This is a genomic window from Nocardia sp. NPDC050697 (genome assembly GCF_040654395.1).
Taxonomy (GTDB): domain Bacteria; phylum Actinomycetota; class Actinomycetes; order Mycobacteriales; family Mycobacteriaceae; genus Nocardia.
On the sequence record NZ_JBFAHY010000001.1, the window covers coordinates 710942 to 730548 of the forward strand.

Here is a 19607-nt window from a genome sequence, read left to right on the forward strand (position 1 = left end):
TCCAGACGCCGGGGCGAGCCGGGGGCCCCGTGTGACGTCTCTACAACGGATCGCGGCGCTCCGCATTCCCATTATCCGCGACCGGGTCCGGCGTCACCTCACCGCCGGGGACCGGGCCGGGCGCGGGCGCCCCGGCCTTGGCGGGCCCGGACGGCGGGGCGGCGGCGAGCGCGGAGAGGTCGGCGCCGGTGTCGTTGAGCCGCCAGACGTAGGGGGCGTGCGGGGAGTAGCGGATGACGCTGATCGAGGCCGGTTCCACGACGATGCGCTGGAAGCCGTCGAGGTGGATGCCGAGCGCGTCGGCCAGCACCGACTTGATGACGTCGCCGTGCGTGCAGGCGACCCAGAGCACGTCGGCGCCGTCGTCGGCGTCGGCGAGGCGGCGGTCGATGTCGCGGATCGCGCTGACCGCGCGGCGCTGCACGTCGGCCAGCCCCTCGCCGTTGGGGAAGACCGCGCCGGAGGCGTGGCGCTGCACCACCGACCAGAGCGGCTCCTCGAGCAGTTCGCTGATCGGGCGGCCGGTCCAGTCGCCGTAGTCGACCTCGAGCAGCCGGTCGTCGTACTCGGGTTCGAGCCCGAGCCGTTCGGCGAGCGGGCCGACGGTGCGCTGGCAGCGCAGCAGCGGGGAGTGCGCGATGTGCCGGATGGGGAGCCCGCCGAGCCGGTCGGCGACCGCGGCGGCCTGCTCGGCGCCGCGCTCGGTGAGTTCGACGCCGGTGCTGCGTCCGGCGAGCGTGCGCGCGGTGTTCGAGGTGGAGACGCCGTGGCGCAGCAGGATGACCGTCATGGGATCAGCCTAGTGCGCGGGGTGTTCGCGCCGCCCCGCGCGCGGCGGGCACCGGCCGCGACCGGCCGCCGCCGCTGTCCGAAATATCGGTTCCGAACCGACAATTGGGCTCGCCGGCCCGCCGTGATCACGCAGCGACAGTACAGGCCGCGTGCGGGGCCCGGTGCGCGGGTGGGTGCGGACTGTGTGGGACGGCGCGGTGTCGGGTCGGCGCCCCCGGCGTGGTGACGCCTTAGGCTTGGCGCCGTGACGAGAGCGTGGACGCGGTAATGGAACAGCGGACGGTCGGCCGCAGCGGGCTGCGGGTGTCCCGGATGGGCCTGGCCACCCACACCTGGGGCGACCGTACCGGCGCCGACGAGGCGGCGGTGCAGATGACGGCGTTCCTGGACGTGGGCGGCACCCTGGTCGACACCTCCCCCGGCTACGCGGCCGGTGGCGCGCAGCGGGTGCTGGCCGAGCTGCTCGGCGATCTCGTCAACCGCGACGACCTGGTGCTCAGCGGCTGTTCCGGGGTGGTGCCGGTGAGCACCGGCGAGGCCGGGCCCGCGCTGCCGGAGCCGGTGCGCCCGGCCGTGGACGCCTCGCGGCGGGGGCTGCTGGCGCAGCTGGACCGGACACTGCGCGAGCTCGGCACCGACCACCTGGATCTGTGGAGCGTCGGCGAGTGGGACCCCTACACGCCGCTGGACGAGGTCGCGGGCACGCTCGAGCACGCGGTGCGGGCCGGGAAGGCCCGGTATGTGGGGGTGCGCGGGTTCAGCGCCTGGCAGCTGGCCTCGCTGGCGGCGCTGACCCCGGTGGTGGCCGCGCAGCACCCGTACTCGCTGCTCGCGCGCGGCGCGGAGGAGGATCTGCTGCCCGCGGCACGGCACCACGGCACCGGGTTGATCGCGGCGACCCCGCTCGCGGGCGGCATCCTCACCGGGAAGTACCGGGACGGGGTCCCCGCGGATTCGCGCGGCGCGGACGAGGCGACCGCCGAGGAGATCAGGCACCGGCTCGACGAGCGCGCCAACCGGGTGGTGGACGCGCTGGTCACCGCCGCGGACGGGCTCGGCACCTCACCGCTGGCGGTGGCGCTGGCCTGGATCCGGGATCGGCCGGGGGTGGCGAGCATGATCGTGGGGGCGCGCGATATCGGGCAGCTCACCGGGGTGCTCGCCGCCGAGACGCTGGAGCTGCCGCGGGCCATCGCTGCCGCGCTCGACGATGTGAGCGCGCGCCCGGAGACCGGGCACGAGTAGCCGGCCCGCGAGCCGGGTACCGCACCGGCCGCCTCGCCGGCTGCGGGCCGGGGTCGGCGCGCCGAGGCCGGGGGACCGGTGGGGCCGACCGGCCGCGCCCGTCGCCCGGACCTGATCGTGCCCGCTGCCCGGCGAGGACGGGTGTCGCGCACCACGGACCGTGCGGCCCGCAGCGCGCGGGCGCCCCGCTAGCCTGGGCGGCATGAGGTGTGGCGGTCGTGTTCGTTCCGGGAGATTCCGTGCCGTGCTCGCGGTGCTCGCGGTGATCCTGGCGGCCGGGCTCACCGCCTGCGGGGACTCCGGCTCCGGGGCGACCGGCGGGGAGCGCGGCCCCGCGACGGCCACGCTCGCCGACCTGGATCCGGTGCCGCTCACCCCGGCGCCCGCCCCCGCGCTGCCGGTGACGGTGCGCTCCTTCGACGGCACCGAGGTCACCGTCGGCTCCGCGGACCGGATCGTGGCCGCCGACCGCTACGGCACGCTGGCACAGACGGTGTGGGCGCTCGGGCTCGGCGCCAACCTGGTCGGGCGCAGCACCGCGGCGTCCTTTCCCGCGGTGCGGGACGTGCCGAACGTGACCGGCGGCAGCGGCTCGCTGAATGTGGAATCCATTCTCGCGCTGCGCCCCACGGTGTTCCTCACCGACACCACCAGCGCCGCCCCCGCCGTGCGCGAGCAGCTGCGCGCGGCCGGGCTCGCCGTCGTCTACTTCGACCCGCAGCGCACCATGGACGGCGTGGTGCCGCAGATCGAGGCGGTCGCCGCCGCGCTCGGCGTCCCGGAGCGGGGCGCGCAGCTGGCCCAGCGCACCCGCGACGAGATCGCCGCCGCCACCGCCGCCGTGCCCGCGCGGCAGCCGCCGCTGCGCATCGCCTTCCTGTACCTGCGCTCCACCGCGATCACCATGATCGCCGGGCCCGGCTCCGGCGCCGACGCGCTGATCGCCGCGATCGGCGGGGCCGATGCCGGGACCGCGGCCGGGGTGAGCGAGCCGTTCACCGCCATCACCAGCGAGGGCATGATCAATGCCGCGCCCGATGTCATCCTGGTCATGACCGACGGGTTGCAGTCGGTCGGCGGGCTGGACGGGCTCGCCAAGGTGCCCGGCATCGCGCAGACCCCGGCCGGGCGGGACCGGCGGGTGGTCGACATGTCCGATGCCGTGCTGCTGTCCTTCGGGCCGAACACCGGGCGGGTCGTCGCGGCGCTCAGCGACGCCGTCTACGGCGCATGAGCCGGACCTCCGGCGCCGATCCGGCGACGCTCATGCCGCACTCCCCCGCCCCGGTCGCCCCGCGCAGCCGCGGCGTCTCCCGTATCGCGATCGTCTCGATCGTGGCGGTCGCCGCGCTGATCGCGCTCGCCCTGCTCTCGGCCACCCTCGGCCAGGTGCCGACCACCCCGGCCGAGGTGGCGGGCAGCGTCCTGCACCGCCTCGGCCTCGAGCTGGGCCCGCTCCCGGCCCATCCCGCCGGTGAGGTCACGCTGTGGGAGGTCCGGTTCCCGCGGGTCCTGCTCGCCGCGTTCGTCGGCGCCGCGCTCGCCACCGCGGGCGCGCTGCTGCAGGGTGTGTTCGCCAACCCGCTCGCCGAACCCGGCGTGATCGGGGTCTCCGCCGGTGCCGCGGTGGGCGCGGGCACGGTGATCGTGGCGGGTGGGGCGTTCGTGGCGGCCTGGTCGGTGGCGGCGGCCGCGTTCGCGGCGGGGCTGGCGACCACCATGCTGGTGTATCTGCTGGCCCGCTCGGGTGGGCGCACCGAGGTGGTGACGCTGGTCCTCACCGGCGTCGCGATCAATGCCTTCGCCGGGGGGCTGCTCGCGTTCCTGCTGTTCGTGGCGCAGCCCGCCGCCCGCGATCAGATCGTGTTCTGGCAGCTGGGCAGCCTCAACGGCGCCACCTGGGACGCGGTCGGCATCGTCGCCGGGCTCACCACGCTCGGCGTCGGGGCGGCGGTGCTGGTCGCGCGGAAACTGGATCTGCTCGCGCTCGGGGAATCGGTGGCCAGGCACCTCGGGGTCGATGTGGAGCGGCTGCGGGCGATCGTCATCGCGGTCGTCGCGCTGCTCGCCACCGCCGGGGTGGCGTTCACCGGCATCATCATGTTCATCGGGCTGGTGGTGCCGCACGTGGTGCGGATGCTGGCCGGGCCGGCGCACCGCGTGCTGATCCCGCTCAGCGCCGTCTTCGGGGCGGTGGTGCTGCTCGCCGCCGACGTCGGCGCCCGCACCCTGGTCACCAATGCCGACCTCCCGCTCGGCATGCTCACCTCCCTCGTCGGCGGCCCCTTCTTCTTCTGGCTGCTGCGCCGCACCCGCGCCCGCTCGGGCGGGTGGGCATGAGCGGCGGGCAGGCGCCGGAGCCGCGCCGAGACGATCTCGCGGTGCGCGCCGACGCAAGTGGGTCCAGCGCCGACGATGTCCGCACGGAGGGCGCGGGGGCGGCGGATATCGCCGCGAAGCGCGGCGGCGCGCCCGTCGGTGCCGGGCGGCGGCGCCGGATATTCGGGCGCGGTTCCCCCCTGCCCGACCGCCCGGACCGGGGCGCGGTCACCCTGCGCGCGAGCGGCGTGACCGTTACCCGCGGCCCGCGGGAAGTCCTGCGCGATGTCGGCTTCGAGGTCACCGCGGGCGAGGTCGTCGCCCTGGTCGGCCCGAACGGTGCCGGGAAGTCGACGCTGCTGGCCGCGCTGGCGGGCGAGCTGCCCGTCAGCACCGGCACGGTCGAGCTCGACGGCCGCCCGGTGACCGCCTGGTCGGCCCTGGACATGGCGCGCAGGCGCGCGGTCCTGCCCCAGAGCCACACCGTCGGGTTCCCGTTCACCGCCCGCGAGGTGGTCGCGATGGGCCGCGCCCCCTGGACCGGCACCGGCCGCGACCTCGACGACGACACCGCCATCGACGCCGCCCTGACCGCCGCCGACGTCACCCACCTCGCCGGACGCGCCTTCCCGACCCTCTCCGGCGGCGAACGGGCCCGGGTCGCCCTGGCCCGCGTCCTCGCCCAGGACACCGCGACGCTGCTGCTGGACGAGCCGACCGCCGCCCTCGACCTCGGCCACCAGGAGGCGGTGCTCGGCCTGGCCCGCGCCCGCGCCGCGGCCGGCGCCGCGGTGGTGATCGTGGTGCACGACCTCGGTATCGCCGCCGCCTACGCCGACCGGGTCGCGGTGCTCGACCGGGGCCGGGTCGCCGCCGACGGCGCCCCGCGCGCGGTGCTCACCACCGCGCTGCTCAGCGCCGTCTACCGGCACCCGGTCGAGGTGATCGACCATCCGCGCACCGGCGCGCAGCTGGTGCTGCCGGTGCGCGCGGTCAGCGCCGCCACACCAGCTTCAGCACCGCCGGGGTGAGCAGCATCCGGATGACGGTCGCGTCCAGGACCAGCGCGGCGATCATGCCGTAGGCGATGTACTTCATGAGCACCAGATCGGAGAAGCCGAACGCCCCGGTCACCACGATCAGGATCGCGGCCGCCGAGGTGATCACCCCGCCGGTGTGGGCGATGCCGTAGCGGATGGCCTCGGGCGGGTCGGCGCCTGCCGCGCGCGCCTCCGCCATCCGGGACTGCAGGAACACTTCGTAGTCGGTGGAGAGCCCGAAGATCACGCAGACGATCAGCACCAGCGCCGCGAACATGAGCGGCCCCGGGGTGAAGCGCAGCAGCTCCGACCCGTGCCCCTGGACGAACATCCAGGTGAGCAGCCCGAGGGTGGAGGCGAGGCTGAGCGCGCTCATCGCCACCGCTTTGACCGCGAGCACCAGTGACCGGAACGCCAAGTACATGAGCGCCAGCGATGCGCTGATGAGGATCAGCAGCAGCCAGGGCAGCCCGGCGAGCAGGCCGTTGATGCTGTCGCGTTCCAGGGCGGGCACCCCGGCCACGTACAGCCGGACGCCGTCGGGTTGCGGGATTTCGCGCAGGGCGCGCACCACGCGGTCGGCGTCGTGGTCCTCGCGCAGCCCGGCGCTGAGCACGTTGACCCCGTCGCGGGTGGCGGCGGCGGGTTCGAAGCGGCCGGTGAGGCCGGGGACCTGGTTGGCGGCCCAGCGGATGTCGGCGAGCTGCTGCGGGTCGGCGCCGACCACGACGAGCTTGACCGGTTCCAGCCGGAGCCCGGGGAAGAGTTCGTCGAAGCGTTCCTGCGCGACCCGGGCCGGGTGTTCGCGGTCGAGGTAGCGTTCGCTGAGCCCGCCGAACTCGATGTGCCGGAACGGGGCGCTGAGCAGCGTGATGCCGAGCAGCACCGGCACGATCACCAGCCACGGGCGGCGCATGGCGAAGCGGGCCAGCCGGGAGAAGAACCCGGCGTCGATCTCGGCCTCGGTCTTGCCGCGGGAGAATCGTTTCCAGCCCCACAGGTCGATGCGGTGCCCGACGATGCCGAGCAGCGCGGGCAGCGCGGTGACCGAGAGCGCGGCCGCGATCAGCACCGAGGAGATGCCGCCGTAGGGCACCGAGCGCAGCACCCCGTTCGGGTAGATGAACAGCGCGCCCAGGCTGATGGCGACGATCAGCGCGGAGAACAGCACGGTGCGCCCCGCGGTGGCGACGGTGCGGGCCACCGCGTCCTCGACGTCGCGGCCCGCGGCGAGCTCCTCCCGGAACCGGGTGACCGCGAAGAGCCCGTAGTCGATGGCGAGACCGAGGCTGACCAGGGTGACGACGGCGCCGGCGAAGACGTTGACGTCGATGTAGCCGGTGAGCCCGCGCATGACGCCCTGCCCGGCCAGGATGGTCATGCCGCCGATCAGCACCGGGAGCAGTGCGCCGACGATGCCGCCGAAGACGAAGTACAGCAGGATCGCCACCAGCGGCAGCGCGATCACCTCGGCGCGGCGGATGTCGTCCTGCATGCCGGTGTTGATGCCCTCGACCACCGGTTGCAGCCCGGCCAGCTGCACGGTGGTGCCGCCGGGGCCGGTGCCGTCGCCGTCCGCGCCGAGCGCGGGTTTGAGCGCGAGGAAGTTCTCGATCGCCTCGGTGCCCTGTTCGCGCAGCCCGACCACGGCGAAGGCGACGGTGTGTGATTCGTCGGTGGCGGAGGCGGCGAACGGGCTGTCCCAGTAGCTGTCGATCTTGGCGACCCGGTCGGCGTGCTGTTCGCGGAGTGCGGTGAGCGCGGCGGTGACCGGGCCGCGCACCGCGGGGTCGTCGACGGTGCTGCCCGCGGGGGCGGTGAAGAGCAGGATCAGGTCGCTGTCGGTGTCGCGGCCGAAGGTGTCGTCGGCGATCTTCGACCCGGCCACCGATTCGCTGCTCTCGTCGAACCAGCCCTCCTGGGTCAGGTGGTCGCCGAGGTCGCGGCCGTACCAGCCGGTGACGAGGACGGCGAACACGCAGAGCGCGAGCACGACGACGCGGTGCCGGTAGACGAACCTGCCCCACCGCAGGGAGCCGGAGTGCAGCACGCGCGCCTCAGCCGCAGGCGGGGGTGCGGTAGTCGGCCGAGCGCAGGATCCCGCAGAGGTCGGTGCGCGAGATCTTCCACTGGTCGTCCAGGTACACGAAGTGCACGACGGTGGTGCGGATATTGCTGCCGGTGCCGTCCTTGTCCAGGCGCAGGGTGGCGGTGAGGGTGCCGTCGCGGTTGTCGAAGACCGGGTCGGTGACGCCGTAGACGGCGCGCGGGTTGTCCTGCAGCGCCTTGTACATGTCCGGGATGGCGTCGCGGAAGGCGTCGCCGTCCTCGATCAGGTTCGTGCGCTCGGCGTCGGGCAGCGCGGGGTCGAGGGCGCTCTTGATCCTGGCGTCGAGCTCGGGCGCGGTCGGGATGTGCCGGTTCGCCACCGCCGACGAGGTGGCCGCGATGGAGGCGGTGACCGCGGCGTTGGCCGAGGAGCGGGCGGCGGCCACGGCGTTCTCGTCCACCCCGTCCCCGCAGGCGGTGAGGGTGAACACGGCGGCGGCGGCCAGCGCGGTGCCGAGCGCGCGGCGGATGGGGGCGTGCGGTGTGGGAAGCATCACCTACAGGGATACCGTATGCGGTCAGCGGCCGTCGATGACGGCCCCCAGCCGTCCCAGAAGGGCGCGCACGATCGTCGGCTCGCCCGCCGTCGTGCCCGGTGCCGGTGCCGCGGTGGGCAGCAGGTCGCGCACCAGCGCGGTGACGCTGCGCGGGTCGTCGAGGTCGATGTCGGTGACCGGGGTGTCGGCGCGCGCGACGACGTCCTCCGGGCCGGGAACGTCCAGGTCGGGGTCGTGCCGGTATATTTCCACGAAGAGAGTGGACCGGACGGTCCGGAACGCGAAGGGGTGCCCGTCGGCGGTGGTTCCGAAGCCGTGGGCGTACGGGCCGACGGTGAGGTCGTCGACGGCGAAGCCGGATGATCGGTCGGGCTGCAACCGGGTCTCCCTGGGTCGGTGGTGGTCACCTTCACGGTAACCCCGGGGCGAACGGCGGAAACACCGTCGCGGCCGGGCACGCCGCGCAGCGATGTTGCGTCATCATGGGTCGATGCGGTCTGCTCGTATGTCGGCCCCGGCGGGGCAGGCGTTTCGCCCCTGTCCGTGATCGGGCCGGGGCGGTGTCGCGGGTGAGCGGTGGAAAGGGAGTGCGGCGGATGCGTCCGGTTGGTTCACTGGCGGCGGGGCTGGTGGCGCTGGCCTTGCTCACCGGCTGCTCCGGGGAGGGCTCCGGCCCCGACGTCCCCACCAGGGAACCCGCCACCCCCGCCGCCGCGCCCGCCCCCACCGTCCCGCCCGCCGGGCGCACCGCGCTCCCCGGCGCCTCCTACCGGCTGCTCGCCGCCGACCCCGGCAGCGGGCTGCTCGCCGCCGCCACCGGCACCAGGCTCGACGTGCTCGACCCCGGCGCCGAGCCGATCGCGCTCGCCCGCACCGTCACCCTGCCCGGCGCCGCCGCCGCGCTCGTGCCCGGCCGCCCCGGCGAGGTGCTCGCCGCCGTGCCCGGCGCCGTCGTGCGGGTCGCGCTCGGCACCGGGACCGCCACCGAGGTCCGGGTCGATGGCGACGTGCGCAGCGTCGCGCCCGGCCCGGACGACACCCTCGTCGTCGGCACCGGCGACGGCGCGGTCCGCACCATCGGCCCCGACGGCGCCGCCCGCGCCACCGCCGGCGGGCTGGTCTCGGCCGACGCGCTCGCCGTCGTCGGCGGGCAGGTCACCGTGCTCGACCGCCGCCAGAGCATGACCGCCGAACTGGACACCGGCGGCGACCGGCTCGGGCTCGGGCTGCGCGCCGGCGACGGTGCCACCACCCTGATCGCCGACCCGCTCGGCCGAGTCCTCGTCACCGACACCGACCACGGGGAACTGCTGGTCTACACCACCGCGCCGCTCGTGCTGCGGCAGCGGTTCCCGGTAGGCTCCTCGCCCTACGCACTCGCCTACGACGCCATGTCGGACACCGTCTGGGTGTCGTGCACGCAGAGCAACGAGGTCGTCGGGTTCGACCTCGGCACCGGGATACCGGTGGAAGTGGACCGTCGTCCGACGGTCCGGCAGCCGGACGCGCTCGCCGTCGACGCGCGCACCGGCGACCTGTTCGTGGCCTCGGCCGCCGGCGACGGCGTCCAGCGGATCGCCGCGACGGATCGGAAGAGAGGTCAGTGATGGCGCCGACACACCGGAGTTCGCGAACCGCGCTCCCCGCGGGCTGGGAGACCAGCGGCGACGACTACGAGTACGTGCCACTGCGGCTGCCACCCGAGGTCACCCGGGTGACCGCCTCCATGCGCCTCGCCATCCAGGCCGAGTACGGCGGCTGGGAGCTGTCCCGGGTCCGCGCCTACACCGACGGCAGCCGCCGCGTGCTGCTGCGCAGGCGCCGCAACGCCGCGCTACCCGAATCCGAACCGGGGATCTGATGTACGGCCTGCTGCTGCGCCTGATGTTCCTGCTTCCGCCGGAGCGGGCCCACCACACCGCCTTCGCCGTCATGCGCTGGGCGACCTGGATCCCGCCGCTGCGCTCGGCGCTGGCGAAGGTGCTCGCCGGGCCCGGCCCGACCCTGCGCTCCACCGTCTTCGGCGTGGACTTCCCGGCCCCGCTCGGGCTCGCCGCCGGCTTCGACAAGAACGCCGACGGCGTCGGCGTCTGGGCCCCGCTCGGCTTCGGCTTCGCCGAGATCGGCACCGTCACCGCGCACGCCCAGCCCGGCAACCCCGCCCCCCGGCTGTTCCGGCTGCCCGCCGACCGCGCCCTGATCAACCGCATGGGCTTCAACAACGCCGGCGCCGCCGCGGCCGCGGACCGGCTGCGCACCCGCCGCCCCGGCGGCGTCCCCATCGGCGCCAATATCGGCAAGACCAAGGCCACCCCCGCCGCCGACGCCGCCGCCGACTACGCCACCAGCGCCGCCCTGCTCGGCCCGCACGCCGACTTCGTCGTCGTCAACGTCAGCTCCCCCAACACCCCCGGGCTGCGCGACCTGCAGGCCGTCGAGGCGCTGCGCCCGCTGCTGCGCGCCGTGCTGGACGAGGTCACCGTCCCGGTCCTGGTCAAGATCGCACCCGACCTCTCCGACGACGACATCGACGCCGTCGCCGACCTCGCCCTCGAGCTCGGACTGGCCGGGATCGTCGCCACCAACACCACCATCAAGCGCGACGGGCTGCGCACCCCGGCCGCCGACGTCGAGAGCTGCGGGGCCGGCGGGCTCTCCGGGCCGCCGGTCGCCGACCGGTCGCTCGAGGTGCTGCGCCGGCTGCACCGCCGGGTCGGCGGGCGGCTCGCGCTGGTCTCGGTCGGCGGGATCGAAACCGTCGACCAGGCGTGGGAGCGGATCCTCGCCGGGGCGAGCCTGCTGCAGGGCTACACCGGGTTCATCTACGGGGGGCCGTTCTGGGCCCGGCGCATCCACCGCGGGATCGCCGCCCGGCTGCGCGCGGCCGGGTACCGGGAGCTGTCCGAGGCCGTCGGGGCGGAGCACGCCGGCCGGGCGTGATCACGGGAACACCACCGGCGGCTCGGTGTGCGGCCGGTACCGGTCGGTGAAGTACTCCAGCCCGCCGGTCGGGCCGTGTCCCCGCGCGCGCCGCGGGATCCCGATATCGCCGGCTCGCGCGCCCGGCGCCGGCTCGCGCGCCGCGACCTGCACCACGCCGTGCCCTGCCCGCGCCGCCATCGCCTTGGCCAGCAGCACCACCGCCTGGGCGAGCACCATGCCCAGCCGGTGCGCGCGCTCCTGCATGAGCGCGAACGCCATCGGATCGTCGACCAGCGCCGGGTCCGACACCAGTTCGTCCAATTCCATACCCGCCCGCGCCTGCTCCGCGGTGAGCGCCCGGTCCCGGCACCAGCTCAGCCGCCACGGCCTTTTTCCCCCGGACATCACCCGGAACGCGAATTCCGGGGAGACCTCGCTCGTCATGTGCGAATCGGTGACGCGGATTGGCATGATCCCTCCTCACCGGCCCCTCCGGGCCTCTTCCCCGACGGGAGGAGCCGATCCCAGTGTGACAGTTGCCGCGGAAAGCGGTCAATCGCCCACGAGTCATGGGAATTGACATGTGAACATTGCGGTAAACCTGATGTCAGGGCGGGTGGACGGGCAGCAATCCCGCTGTGCGGGAGCAGAATCCGGCGAGTGTGCCGATTCGCGACCTGCACATGTCAGCAGGCGGACGCATTATGGCAAATGGCGCGGTAGTTTGGAAGCGGTAGCGGGGAGGTGAGGCCGGTGAGCGGGCCGCTGGACGGGCAGGTCATCGCTGTCCGGCAGATTCTCACCCGGCTCGGGAAACGATCGGGGCTCAGCGCGGAGCGGGTGCGCACCACGGAGATCGACGTCTCGCCGCTGCTGGAGCTGCCCGCCATCCGCGCCCACGCGCGCCGCACCGGAGTCGAGCCCGCCGAAGCGGTGCTGCCGGTCGTCCGCGACGTAGCGCGGCACCTGGCGCCCACCGACCGCCTCGTCGTCGACGCCGCGCTCGCGCTCGGGCTGATCACCGCCGCGGAGGCCGACACCGGCCGGCTCTACGCCGGCGACCTCGGCGAGCGGCGCGAATACCTCTCGCAGGCCTGGGCCGTGCTGCACACCGTGCTCGGCGCCGCGCCGCCGCCACCGGCCCCGAGCGCGCGCACCCTGCGCTCCGCCCCGGAACGGCGGGCCTTCACCGCCCTCGCCGCCGCCCTGGTCGGCGACCCGGCACGCGACGGCCGCGGCTACTCGCCGGCGTGGGTGTCGCGGCAGGCCGACGAGATCGCCGGCCGATCCGGCGCCACCGGCACGGTCACGGTCCTCGGCAACGCCGTCGTCGACCACCTCTACCGCGTCGACGGGCTCCCGGTCGCCGGCGGCACGGCGAGCGGGCGCTTCGAACGACGCCTCGGCGGCAAGGGGCTCAACCGGGCGGTCGCCGCGGCCAGGCTCGGCATGAGCACCCGGCTGCTCGCCGCCGTCGGCGGCGACGACGCCGGGAGCCGCCTGCTGGCGCTGCTCGAACGCGAGGGCGTCGACACCTCGATGATGAAGATCGTCGGCGACGCCGACACCGACGTGGCCGCGCTGATCGTCACCCCCGGCGGCGGCACCAGCGTGATCAGCCCAAAGGGCGACCGGATCCAGTTCACCGCGCGGGACCTGCTCGACCCCGAGGTGGCCGCGACACTCGTCAGCTCCGACGTGGTGATCATGACCCTCGAATCGCCGCTGCCCGTCGTGGAGCGGGCGCTGTCGATCCTGCGGGAGGCGCCCCGGCCCCCCGCGCGGATACTGCAGGCCGCCCCGCCGCACGAGCAGCCCGCCCCGCTCTACCAGTTCCTCGACGGAATCGAGTACGTCGTCGGGAGCACCTGGCAGCTCAGCCGGCTCGTCTCCGCCACCCGGTACACCCCCGAGCAGGCGCTGCGCGTCTTCGACGACGAGACCGCGCCCCGGCTGCTCGCCCTCGGCGTCGGCACCGTCTGCGCGATCGAGGGGTTCAGCTGCCGGCTGCGCGGCAGCCACGGCCCGGCCGACATCCCCCCGCCCCGGCTCGCCGTGATGGAGGACGCGCCCGGCGCGCACGCCGCCTTCTGTGGCGCGCTCGCACACCAGTGGGTGCGCACCGGCGGCGAGCCCGACTTCCACTGGATCTGCGCGGCGATGGCCGCCACCCAGTCCTTCGCCGGCGACGTCCCCGACGCCATGCCGACCCGGGAGGCCATCGACCGGATCGCCGATCCCGGCCCCGCGTGATCTACTTGCCCCGCCCACGCACGACCCCCGACCGCTTCGGAGGAAGCATTGACAACGACCGCGTGTGACCGGCCCGAGGCCGCACATCGGAGCCCGCGCAAGGGGAGCGAGCTGGACGTCCGGGTCATCGAACTATCGGACGCCATCAACGGGGGGCACCTGCTGATCTTCGGCACCGTCACCGACGGCTGTCTCGTCCGGCTGCACTCGCGCTGCCTCTACGGGGAGGTCCTCGGCTTCGAGGACTGCGACTGCGGCCCCGAGCTGGAGGCCGCCATGGACCTCATCCAGGGCGAGCGGGCCGGGGTGCTCGTCTACCTGGAGCAGGAGGGGCGCGGGGCCGGGTTGTCGATGAAGGCCCGCGGTCTCGGGCTGGGGCAGCGCGACGGGCTCGACACCTTCGAGAGCTACCACCGCCTCGGGCTGAACGAAGACCTGCGGGACTACAAGGTGGCCGCGCACGCGCTGGCCGCGCTCGGCCTGCGCCGGGTCCGGCTGATGACCAACAACCCGGACAAGGTCGCCGCCCTCGAGGAAGCCCGCGTCGAGGTCGATATCGTTCCGCTGCACACCGAACCGCGCTCGGAGGCCGCCCGCCACTACCTGGCGGCCAAGCGGATCAAGCGCCACCACCTCCTCCCCGAATAAGGACGATCCGGGCAGCACACCCGCTACGATCGACGTGACCCACGCCACTCCCGCGCACCCTCAACCCTGACACGGTGACAGAAGATCATCCCCACTCTGTCAGGGGCTGCGTGTGGCCACGCTCGACGATCGGGAACAACGACATGACTACACCGGAGATCGGATTCGCCCACGAGTCGGGCGCCACCGTCTACACCGTCCCCGCCGCGTTCCAGGAGACCGTGAAGCTGCGCCCCGGCCAGGTGGCGCTGCGCACGGTCGGCGGGACCCAGGAGATCACCTGGGGGCAGTACGCGGAGCGGGTGCGGGTGCTCGCGGCCGGGCTCGCCGGCCTCGGCGTCGGGCACGGCGACACCGTCGGGATCATGCTCACCAACCGGCCCGAGTTCAACCTGGTCGACACCGCGGCGCTGCACCTGGGCGCGACGCCGTTCTCGGTGTACAACACCAGCTCGGCGGAGCAGATCGCGCACCAGTTCGGCAATGCCGGAAACCGGGTGGTCATCACCGAGCAGGCGTTCCTGCCGGTGATCGCGCAGCTGGAGACCCCGGTCGAGCACCTGATCGTGGTCGACGGCCCGGCCACCGGCGCGCTCACCCTCGCCGACCTGGAGGCGAACCCCAAGCCGGACTTCGACTTCGACGCCGGCTGGCAGGCGGTGCGCGCCGACGACCTGGCCACCCTCATCTACACCTCCGGCACCACCGGGCCCTCCAAGGGCGTGGAGATCAGCCACCGCAATGTGCTGGCCCAGATCATCGCGCTGCTCAGCGGGCCGCTGAAGGTCGGCTTCGACGACCGCGCCGTCTCCTACCTGCCCGCCGCGCACGTCGCCGACCGCATCTCCGGGCACGCCATCAGCCTGCTCACCGGCGTGCAGATCACCACCGTGCCGGACCCGCGCGAGATCGCCGCCGCGCTCCCCGACGCCCGCCCCACCACCTTCTTCGGCGTGCCGCGGGTCTGGCAGAAGATCAAGGCCGGGGTGGAGGGCAAGCTCGCGGCCGAGCCGAGCCCGATCAAGCGGTCGCTCGCGGACTGGGCCATCAAGACCGGAATCGCCGCCGCCCGCGCCGATCTCACCGGCAAGGGCCCCTCGCCGGTGCTCAGGGCGCAGCACGCGCTCGCCGACAAGCTGGTGCTGGCCAAACTGCGCGCCGCGCTCGGACTCGACCGGCTGCGCGTCGCCTCCTCCGGCGCCGCACCCATCCCGCCGGAGACCCTGGAGTACTACCTGGGCCTCGGATTCGTGGTCTCCGAGGTGTGGGGTATGTCGGAGACCACCGGCGTCGGCACCTTCACCGACCTGGACAACCCGCGCCCCGGCTCGGTCGGGCGGCCCGTCGACGGCGTCGAGCTGAAACTCGCCGAGGACGGCGAGGTGCTGATCCGCGGCCCGATCGTCACCCGCGGCTACCGCAACATGCCGGACAAGACCGCCGAGGCCATCGACCCCGACGGCTGGCTGCACACCGGCGACGTCGGCAGCCTCGACGACGACGGCTACCTGCGCATCATCGACCGCAAGAAGGAACTCATCATCACCGAGGCGGGCAAGAACATCGCCCCCTCCAACATCGAGAACGCCGTCAAGGCCGCCAGCTCGCTGGTCGGGCAGATCGTCGCCATCGGCGACGCCAGGCCCTACATCACCGCGCTCATCATGGTCGACCCCGACGTGCTCGCGCTGCGCGCCAAGGACCTCGAGGCCACCGGCGAGGAGCTGCCCGCGCTCGTCGCCCGCACCGAGATCGTCGACGAACTCCGCGCCGCCGTCGCCGAGGGGAACCGGAAACTGTCCCGGGTCGAGCAGATCAAGCGCTTCACCGTCGTCGACCGGGTCTGGGAGCCCGGCGGGGCGGAGCTCACCCCGAAGATGTCGCTCAAGCGGGTGCCGATCGCCGAGGGCTACGCCGCCGAGATCACCGCGCTCTACGGGCCCGAACCGGGCGGGCGCGTCATCGCCGTCTGACCCCACGCGAAACGGCCCCGGACAGCGTGTCCGGGGCCGTTCGCCGTGACAAGACCCTACTGCTCGTAGGTGGCGACCAGGGTGGCGCGGGCCAGGGTGTGGCTGAACAGGTTGAAGCCGAGGAACGCCGGGCTCGCCTCCGGCGGGATGCCCAGGCTCTCCACATCCACCGCGTGCACCACGATGAAGTACCGGTGCGGGCCGTGACCCGCCGGCGGGGCCGCGCCCACGTACCCGGCGAAGCCACCGTCGTTGCGCAGCGTGATCGCCCCGGACGGGATCGCCCCGCCCTCCTCGCCGCTGCCCGCCCCCGACGGTATCGAGGTGGTGCCCGCCGGGATGTCGGCCACCGCCCAGTGCCAGAACCCGGACGCGGTCGGGGCGTCCGGGTCGTAGACGGTGACCGCGAAACTCTTGGTGCCCTCCGGGAAACCGGACCACGACAGCTGCGGCGAGATATCCCGGCCGCCCGCACCGAACACCCCGCTCACCTGGTCGTTGCCGAACTTCTCGCCATCGGCGATGTCATCGGAGGTGACGGTGAAGGACGGGACGTCGGGCAGCGCGTCGTACGGGTTGTGGCTCATGGGTCCTCTCTCGGTTCGGTTCAGCTGTGCAGCAGGAAGTGTTCCAGCACCCGGGTGCCGAATTCGAGCGACTCCACCGGCACCCGCTCGTCCACGCCGTGGAACAGCGCCGTGAAATCCAGCTCCGGCGGCAGCCGCAGCGGCGCGAAACCGAAGCAGCGGATCCCGAGCTTGGCGAAGGCCTTGGCGTCGGTGCCGCCGGAGAGCATGTAGGGCACCGTGCGCCCGTTCGGGTCGTGCGCCAGCACCGCCGCGTTCATGGCGTCCACCAGGTGCCCGTCGAAGGTGGTCTCGTAGGAGTCGAGCTTGGTGATCCACTCGCGCTCCACGTCCGGGCCGATCAGCTCGTCCACCTCGCGCTCGAACTCGGCCTGGCGCCCCGGCACCACCCGGCAGTCCACCACCGCCTCCGCGGTCTGCGGAATCACGTTCGCCTTGTACCCGGCCGAGAGCATGGTCGGGTTGGCGGTGTCGCGCAGCGTGGCGCCGATGATCCGGGAGATCGTGCCCAGCTTGGCCAGCCTGCCCTCGATATCCGGGCCCGCCGGATCGAACTCCAGGCCGCTCTCCTCCGACACCGCCGCCAGGAACTCCGCCACCGAATCCGAGACCACCAGCGGGAAGGTGTGCGTGCCGAGCCGCGCCACCGCCCTGGCCAGGATGGTCACCGCGTTGTCCTCGTGCAGGAACGAGCCGTGCCCGGCGCGCGCCTTCGCGCGCAGCCGCATCCAGCCCAGCCCCTTCTCCGCGGTCTCCACCAGGTAGAGCCGGCGCTCGGTGCCGTCTTGTCGCGGCACGGTCAGCGAGAAGCCGCCGACCTCCCCGACCGCCTCGGTGATGCCCTCGAACAGGTCGGGGCGGTGCTCCACCAGCCACTGCGACCCCCACTTGCCGCCGTTCTCCTCATCGGCCAGGAAGGCGAAGACGATATCGCGCGGCGGCACCGTCCCCTCCCGGCGGAACTGCCGGGCCAGCGCCAGCGACATGCCGACCATGTCCTTCATGTCGATCGCGCCGCGACCCCACACGTACCCGTCCTGGACGGCGCCGGAGAACGGGTGCACGCTCCAGTCCGCCGCCTCGGCGGGCACCACGTCCAGGTGGCCGTGGATCAGCAGCGCGCCGCGCGACGGGTCGGCGCCGGGCAGCCGCGCGAAGACATTGCCGCGCCCCGGTGCACCGGACTCCACGTACTCGGTGGTGTACCCGACCTCCTCGAGCTGCTCGATCACCCACCGCGCACACTCCGCCTCGCCCTTGGTGGTGGCCAGCTCGCCGGTGTTGGAGGTGTCGAATCGGATCAGCGCGCTGACCAGATCGACGACCTCGGCGACGGCGCTGGAGTCGGGACGGGTACCGGATGCTTCGCCAGTTGCGGACACGTTCCCTTTCCTACCATCCGGTGCGGGCGCGCTGCCGCCGGTGCGATCACCCCGATCGGAAGTACCGGCCGGTTTCAAGATCAACACGGCGGCCCCCGCAACCCGCCCGCCACCGGCATTCGATATTCTGGTCGCAGTCACGCGCTACCCCAGACCCCGGTGGCCTGCGGCGAAGAATATTTCGTCGGAAGAGGTAGGGGTATGGACCAGGCGAACAGTGATGCCGTCGTGCTCGGCGCCGCGCTGCGGGCACCCGGCACCGAGGACGGGCTGCCCGGCGGCGCCGACCTGCTCGCGGGCGGCCGCAAGCAGGTCGCGGGCGGATTCCGGTTCTGGCTCGCCGACCAGCGCTGGGAATGGTCCGACGAGGTCGCCGCCATGCACGGCTACGCCGAGGGCACCGTGCGTGCCACCACCGAGCTGCTGCTCTCGCACAAACACCCCGACGACCGCGACCAGGTGGCCGCCACCATCGCCCGCACCGTCGACACCGGCGAGCCGTTCTGCAGCAGCCACCGCATCATCGACCGGGCCGGCGCCGTGCGCCACGTGCTCGTCGTCGGCGACTACCTGACCGGCGACGACGGCACCGTGCTCGGCACCACCGGCTACTACATCGACGTCACCGACACCTTCGCCGAGAGCCGCAGGGCCACCCTGGACGGGGTACTGCCCGAGCTCTACGAATCGCGCGCCGCCATCGAACAGGTCAAGGGCGCCATGATGCTGGTCTACGGCATAAGCGCCGACCAGGCCTTCCGGGTGCTCGCCTGGCGCTCCCAGGAGACCAACGTCAAACTCCGCACCCTGGCCGCCCGGCTCATCGCCGAGCTCGCCGCGAGCGCCGACGCCGACGTGCAGCTGCGCACCAGGTTCGACCACCTGCTGCTCACCGTGCACGAACGCGCCGTCGAGGGCGAGCCCGGCTAGCGATCCCCTACCGCTCGCCCGCACGGGCCGCGGCGAAGGCCAGCACCTCGGCGGCGTCCACCGAGCGCTCCACCACCTCGCGGGACAGCTCGGGTAATCGGCGCCGATGGTGGCGGGCGTAGCCGCGCAGCGCGGCGAACGCCGTCTCCGGGTGCAGCTCGCCCTGCGCCGAGAGCACCCCCTTGGCCTGCTCGATCACGATCCGGGACTGCAGCGCGTGCTGCAGCTGGTTGTTCACCGTCCGGGTGTCGGCCAGCTGCCTGGCGCGCAGCAGCGCGATGGTGGCGATATCGGCCAGCGCCTGACCGACCGCGAGATCGTCGTCGGACAGGTGCGCCCCGGCCTCGGAGCTGAACAGGTTCATCGCCCCGAGCCGCTCGTCGCGCAGCCGCATCGGCAGCGCGTACACCGAGCGCAGCCCCTGCTCGTAGGCGCTGGCCGCGAACTCCGGCCAGCGCCGCTCGTCGCGGCGCAGATCCTCGGTCACGACCCGCTCGGCGGTCCGGTAGGACTGCAGGCAGGGGCCGTTGCGGGACTGCAGCTGCAGCAGCTCCAGCCAGCGCGCCGTCTCGTCGGTCGAGGCGAAGACCCGCAGGTCGCCGTGCTCGTCCACCAGCAGCACCGCCCCGTTGTCGGCGGGCGGCAGCAGCTCGACGGCACGGTCGAGCAGCGACTGCACCAGGTCCATCGGGTCGTAATCGTCCACGAGCGTGTCCGCCAGACCCACGAATGCCGCCACCAATTCCGTCTCCCGGCGCGCCATCCCTCCCACTCCCTTCCAGCTCCACCGGACCCCGCGGGGCCCGGTGCCGGGACATCGCCCGGTCCTTGGTTCGAGATTGCCCTGCAATTTTTCCGTCAACCCCGTCGGAATCGCCAAACGCGGGCCCGGCGTGGCGTCGCCCACAGC

General features: G+C 73.5%; 19 protein-coding genes. 11 read left to right on the forward strand and 8 right to left on the reverse strand.

All coding sequences use genetic code 11. The features are described from left to right. Positions 1–40: 40 nt before the first annotated feature. The gene (locus tag AB0H71_RS03570; protein WP_357014468.1) at positions 41–790 is read right to left on the reverse strand and encodes a histidine phosphatase family protein; all 750 of its coding nucleotides are present in this window, start codon (positions 788–790) and stop codon (positions 41–43) included. Between the two features lie 269 nt (positions 791–1059). Between AB0H71_RS03570 and AB0H71_RS03575 the strand changes: the two genes are divergently transcribed. The 4 genes from AB0H71_RS03575 (at position 1060) to AB0H71_RS03590 (ending at position 5387) form a co-directional block, all read left to right on the forward strand. Further along, the gene (locus tag AB0H71_RS03575) at positions 1060–2037 is read left to right on the forward strand and encodes an aldo/keto reductase (RefSeq protein WP_357014469.1); all 978 of its coding nucleotides are present in this window, start codon (positions 1060–1062) and stop codon (positions 2035–2037) included. Between the two features lie 202 nt (positions 2038–2239). After that, the gene (locus AB0H71_RS03580; protein WP_357014470.1) at positions 2240–3271 is read left to right on the forward strand and encodes an ABC transporter substrate-binding protein; all 1032 of its coding nucleotides are present in this window, start codon (positions 2240–2242) and stop codon (positions 3269–3271) included. A 32-nt stretch (positions 3272–3303) separates the two neighbouring features. Further along, complete coding sequence (locus AB0H71_RS03585) at positions 3304–4377, forward strand: iron ABC transporter permease (RefSeq protein ID WP_357016133.1); 1074 nt, start codon at positions 3304–3306, stop codon at positions 4375–4377. Further along, positions 4374–5387 (forward strand): heme ABC transporter ATP-binding protein, encoded by a 1014-nt coding sequence (locus AB0H71_RS03590; protein ID WP_357014472.1) that lies wholly within the window; start codon positions 4374–4376, stop codon positions 5385–5387. The genes AB0H71_RS03585 and AB0H71_RS03590 overlap by 4 nt, the downstream gene beginning before the upstream one ends. Here the strand turns inward: AB0H71_RS03590 and AB0H71_RS03595 are convergent. Genes AB0H71_RS03595 through AB0H71_RS03605 form a run of 3 tightly spaced genes read right to left on the reverse strand, consistent with a single transcriptional unit; the run spans position 5350 to position 8380 of the window. Further along, on the reverse strand, positions 5350–7446 hold the full coding sequence (locus tag AB0H71_RS03595; protein ID WP_357014474.1) for an MMPL family transporter: 2097 nt from the start codon (positions 7444–7446) through the stop codon (positions 5350–5352). The genes AB0H71_RS03590 and AB0H71_RS03595 overlap by 38 nt on opposite strands. Before the next feature lie 7 nt (positions 7447–7453). Continuing rightward, entirely contained in the window at positions 7454–7999 is a 546-nt protein-coding gene (locus AB0H71_RS03600) for a hypothetical protein (RefSeq protein ID WP_357014475.1), read from the reverse strand. A gap of 24 nt (positions 8000–8023) precedes the next feature. Next, positions 8024–8380: a hypothetical protein gene (locus AB0H71_RS03605; RefSeq protein ID WP_357014476.1), complete on the reverse strand. Its 357-nt coding sequence runs from the start codon at positions 8378–8380 to the stop codon at positions 8024–8026. Between the two features lie 218 nt (positions 8381–8598). On the opposite strand from AB0H71_RS03605, the gene AB0H71_RS03610 reads away from it, so the two are divergent. The 3 genes from AB0H71_RS03610 to AB0H71_RS03620 are packed head-to-tail and all read left to right on the forward strand — an operon-like array spanning position 8599 to position 10942. Next, complete coding sequence (locus AB0H71_RS03610) at positions 8599–9609, forward strand: hypothetical protein (RefSeq protein ID WP_357014478.1); 1011 nt, start codon at positions 8599–8601, stop codon at positions 9607–9609. Then, positions 9609–9863 carry a DUF5703 family protein gene (locus tag AB0H71_RS03615; RefSeq protein ID WP_357014480.1) on the forward strand — a complete coding sequence of 85 codons (255 nt, stop codon included), beginning with the start codon at positions 9609–9611 and terminating at the stop codon, positions 9861–9863. The genes AB0H71_RS03610 and AB0H71_RS03615 overlap by 1 nt, the downstream gene beginning before the upstream one ends. After that, positions 9863–10942, forward strand: coding sequence for a quinone-dependent dihydroorotate dehydrogenase (locus AB0H71_RS03620; RefSeq protein ID WP_357014481.1), 1080 nt, complete (start codon positions 9863–9865; stop codon positions 10940–10942). The genes AB0H71_RS03615 and AB0H71_RS03620 overlap by 1 nt, the downstream gene beginning before the upstream one ends. On the opposite strand, the gene AB0H71_RS03625 is transcribed toward AB0H71_RS03620, so the two are convergent. Beyond that, a complete protein-coding gene (locus tag AB0H71_RS03625; RefSeq protein WP_357014482.1) occupies positions 10943–11395 on the reverse strand; it encodes a hypothetical protein in 453 nt (150 codons plus the stop codon). A 282-nt stretch (positions 11396–11677) separates the two neighbouring features. On the opposite strand from AB0H71_RS03625, the gene AB0H71_RS03630 reads away from it, so the two are divergent. From AB0H71_RS03630 to AB0H71_RS03640, 3 genes are all read left to right on the forward strand, one after another. After that, positions 11678–13177 (forward strand): PfkB family carbohydrate kinase, encoded by a 1500-nt coding sequence (locus tag AB0H71_RS03630; RefSeq protein ID WP_357014484.1) that lies wholly within the window; start codon positions 11678–11680, stop codon positions 13175–13177. A gap of 48 nt (positions 13178–13225) precedes the next feature. Further along, entirely contained in the window at positions 13226–13825 is a 600-nt protein-coding gene (ribA, locus tag AB0H71_RS03635; protein WP_357014485.1) for a GTP cyclohydrolase II RibA, read from the forward strand. A gap of 143 nt (positions 13826–13968) precedes the next feature. Beyond that, the gene (locus tag AB0H71_RS03640; protein ID WP_357014487.1) at positions 13969–15798 is read left to right on the forward strand and encodes a long-chain fatty acid--CoA ligase; all 1830 of its coding nucleotides are present in this window, start codon (positions 13969–13971) and stop codon (positions 15796–15798) included. A gap of 56 nt (positions 15799–15854) precedes the next feature. Here the strand turns inward: AB0H71_RS03640 and AB0H71_RS03645 are convergent, their stop codons facing one another. Together AB0H71_RS03645 and AB0H71_RS03650 are read right to left on the reverse strand one after the other, a co-directional pair. Further along, positions 15855–16385 (reverse strand): YbhB/YbcL family Raf kinase inhibitor-like protein, encoded by a 531-nt coding sequence (locus AB0H71_RS03645; protein WP_357014488.1) that lies wholly within the window; start codon positions 16383–16385, stop codon positions 15855–15857. Between the two features lie 20 nt (positions 16386–16405). Further along, positions 16406–17767 (reverse strand): M20/M25/M40 family metallo-hydrolase, encoded by a 1362-nt coding sequence (locus tag AB0H71_RS03650; RefSeq protein ID WP_357014490.1) that lies wholly within the window; start codon positions 17765–17767, stop codon positions 16406–16408. Positions 17768–17968: 201 nt separating this feature from the next. Between AB0H71_RS03650 and AB0H71_RS03655 the strand changes: the two genes are divergently transcribed. Beyond that, the gene (locus AB0H71_RS03655; RefSeq protein ID WP_357014492.1) at positions 17969–18697 is read left to right on the forward strand and encodes a PAS and ANTAR domain-containing protein; all 729 of its coding nucleotides are present in this window, start codon (positions 17969–17971) and stop codon (positions 18695–18697) included. Between the two features lie 7 nt (positions 18698–18704). Here AB0H71_RS03655 and AB0H71_RS03660 read toward each other — a convergent pair whose 3' ends face one another. After that, complete coding sequence (locus AB0H71_RS03660; protein ID WP_357014493.1) at positions 18705–19424, reverse strand: GAF and ANTAR domain-containing protein; 720 nt, start codon at positions 19422–19424, stop codon at positions 18705–18707. Positions 19425–19607: the final 183 nt, after the last annotated feature.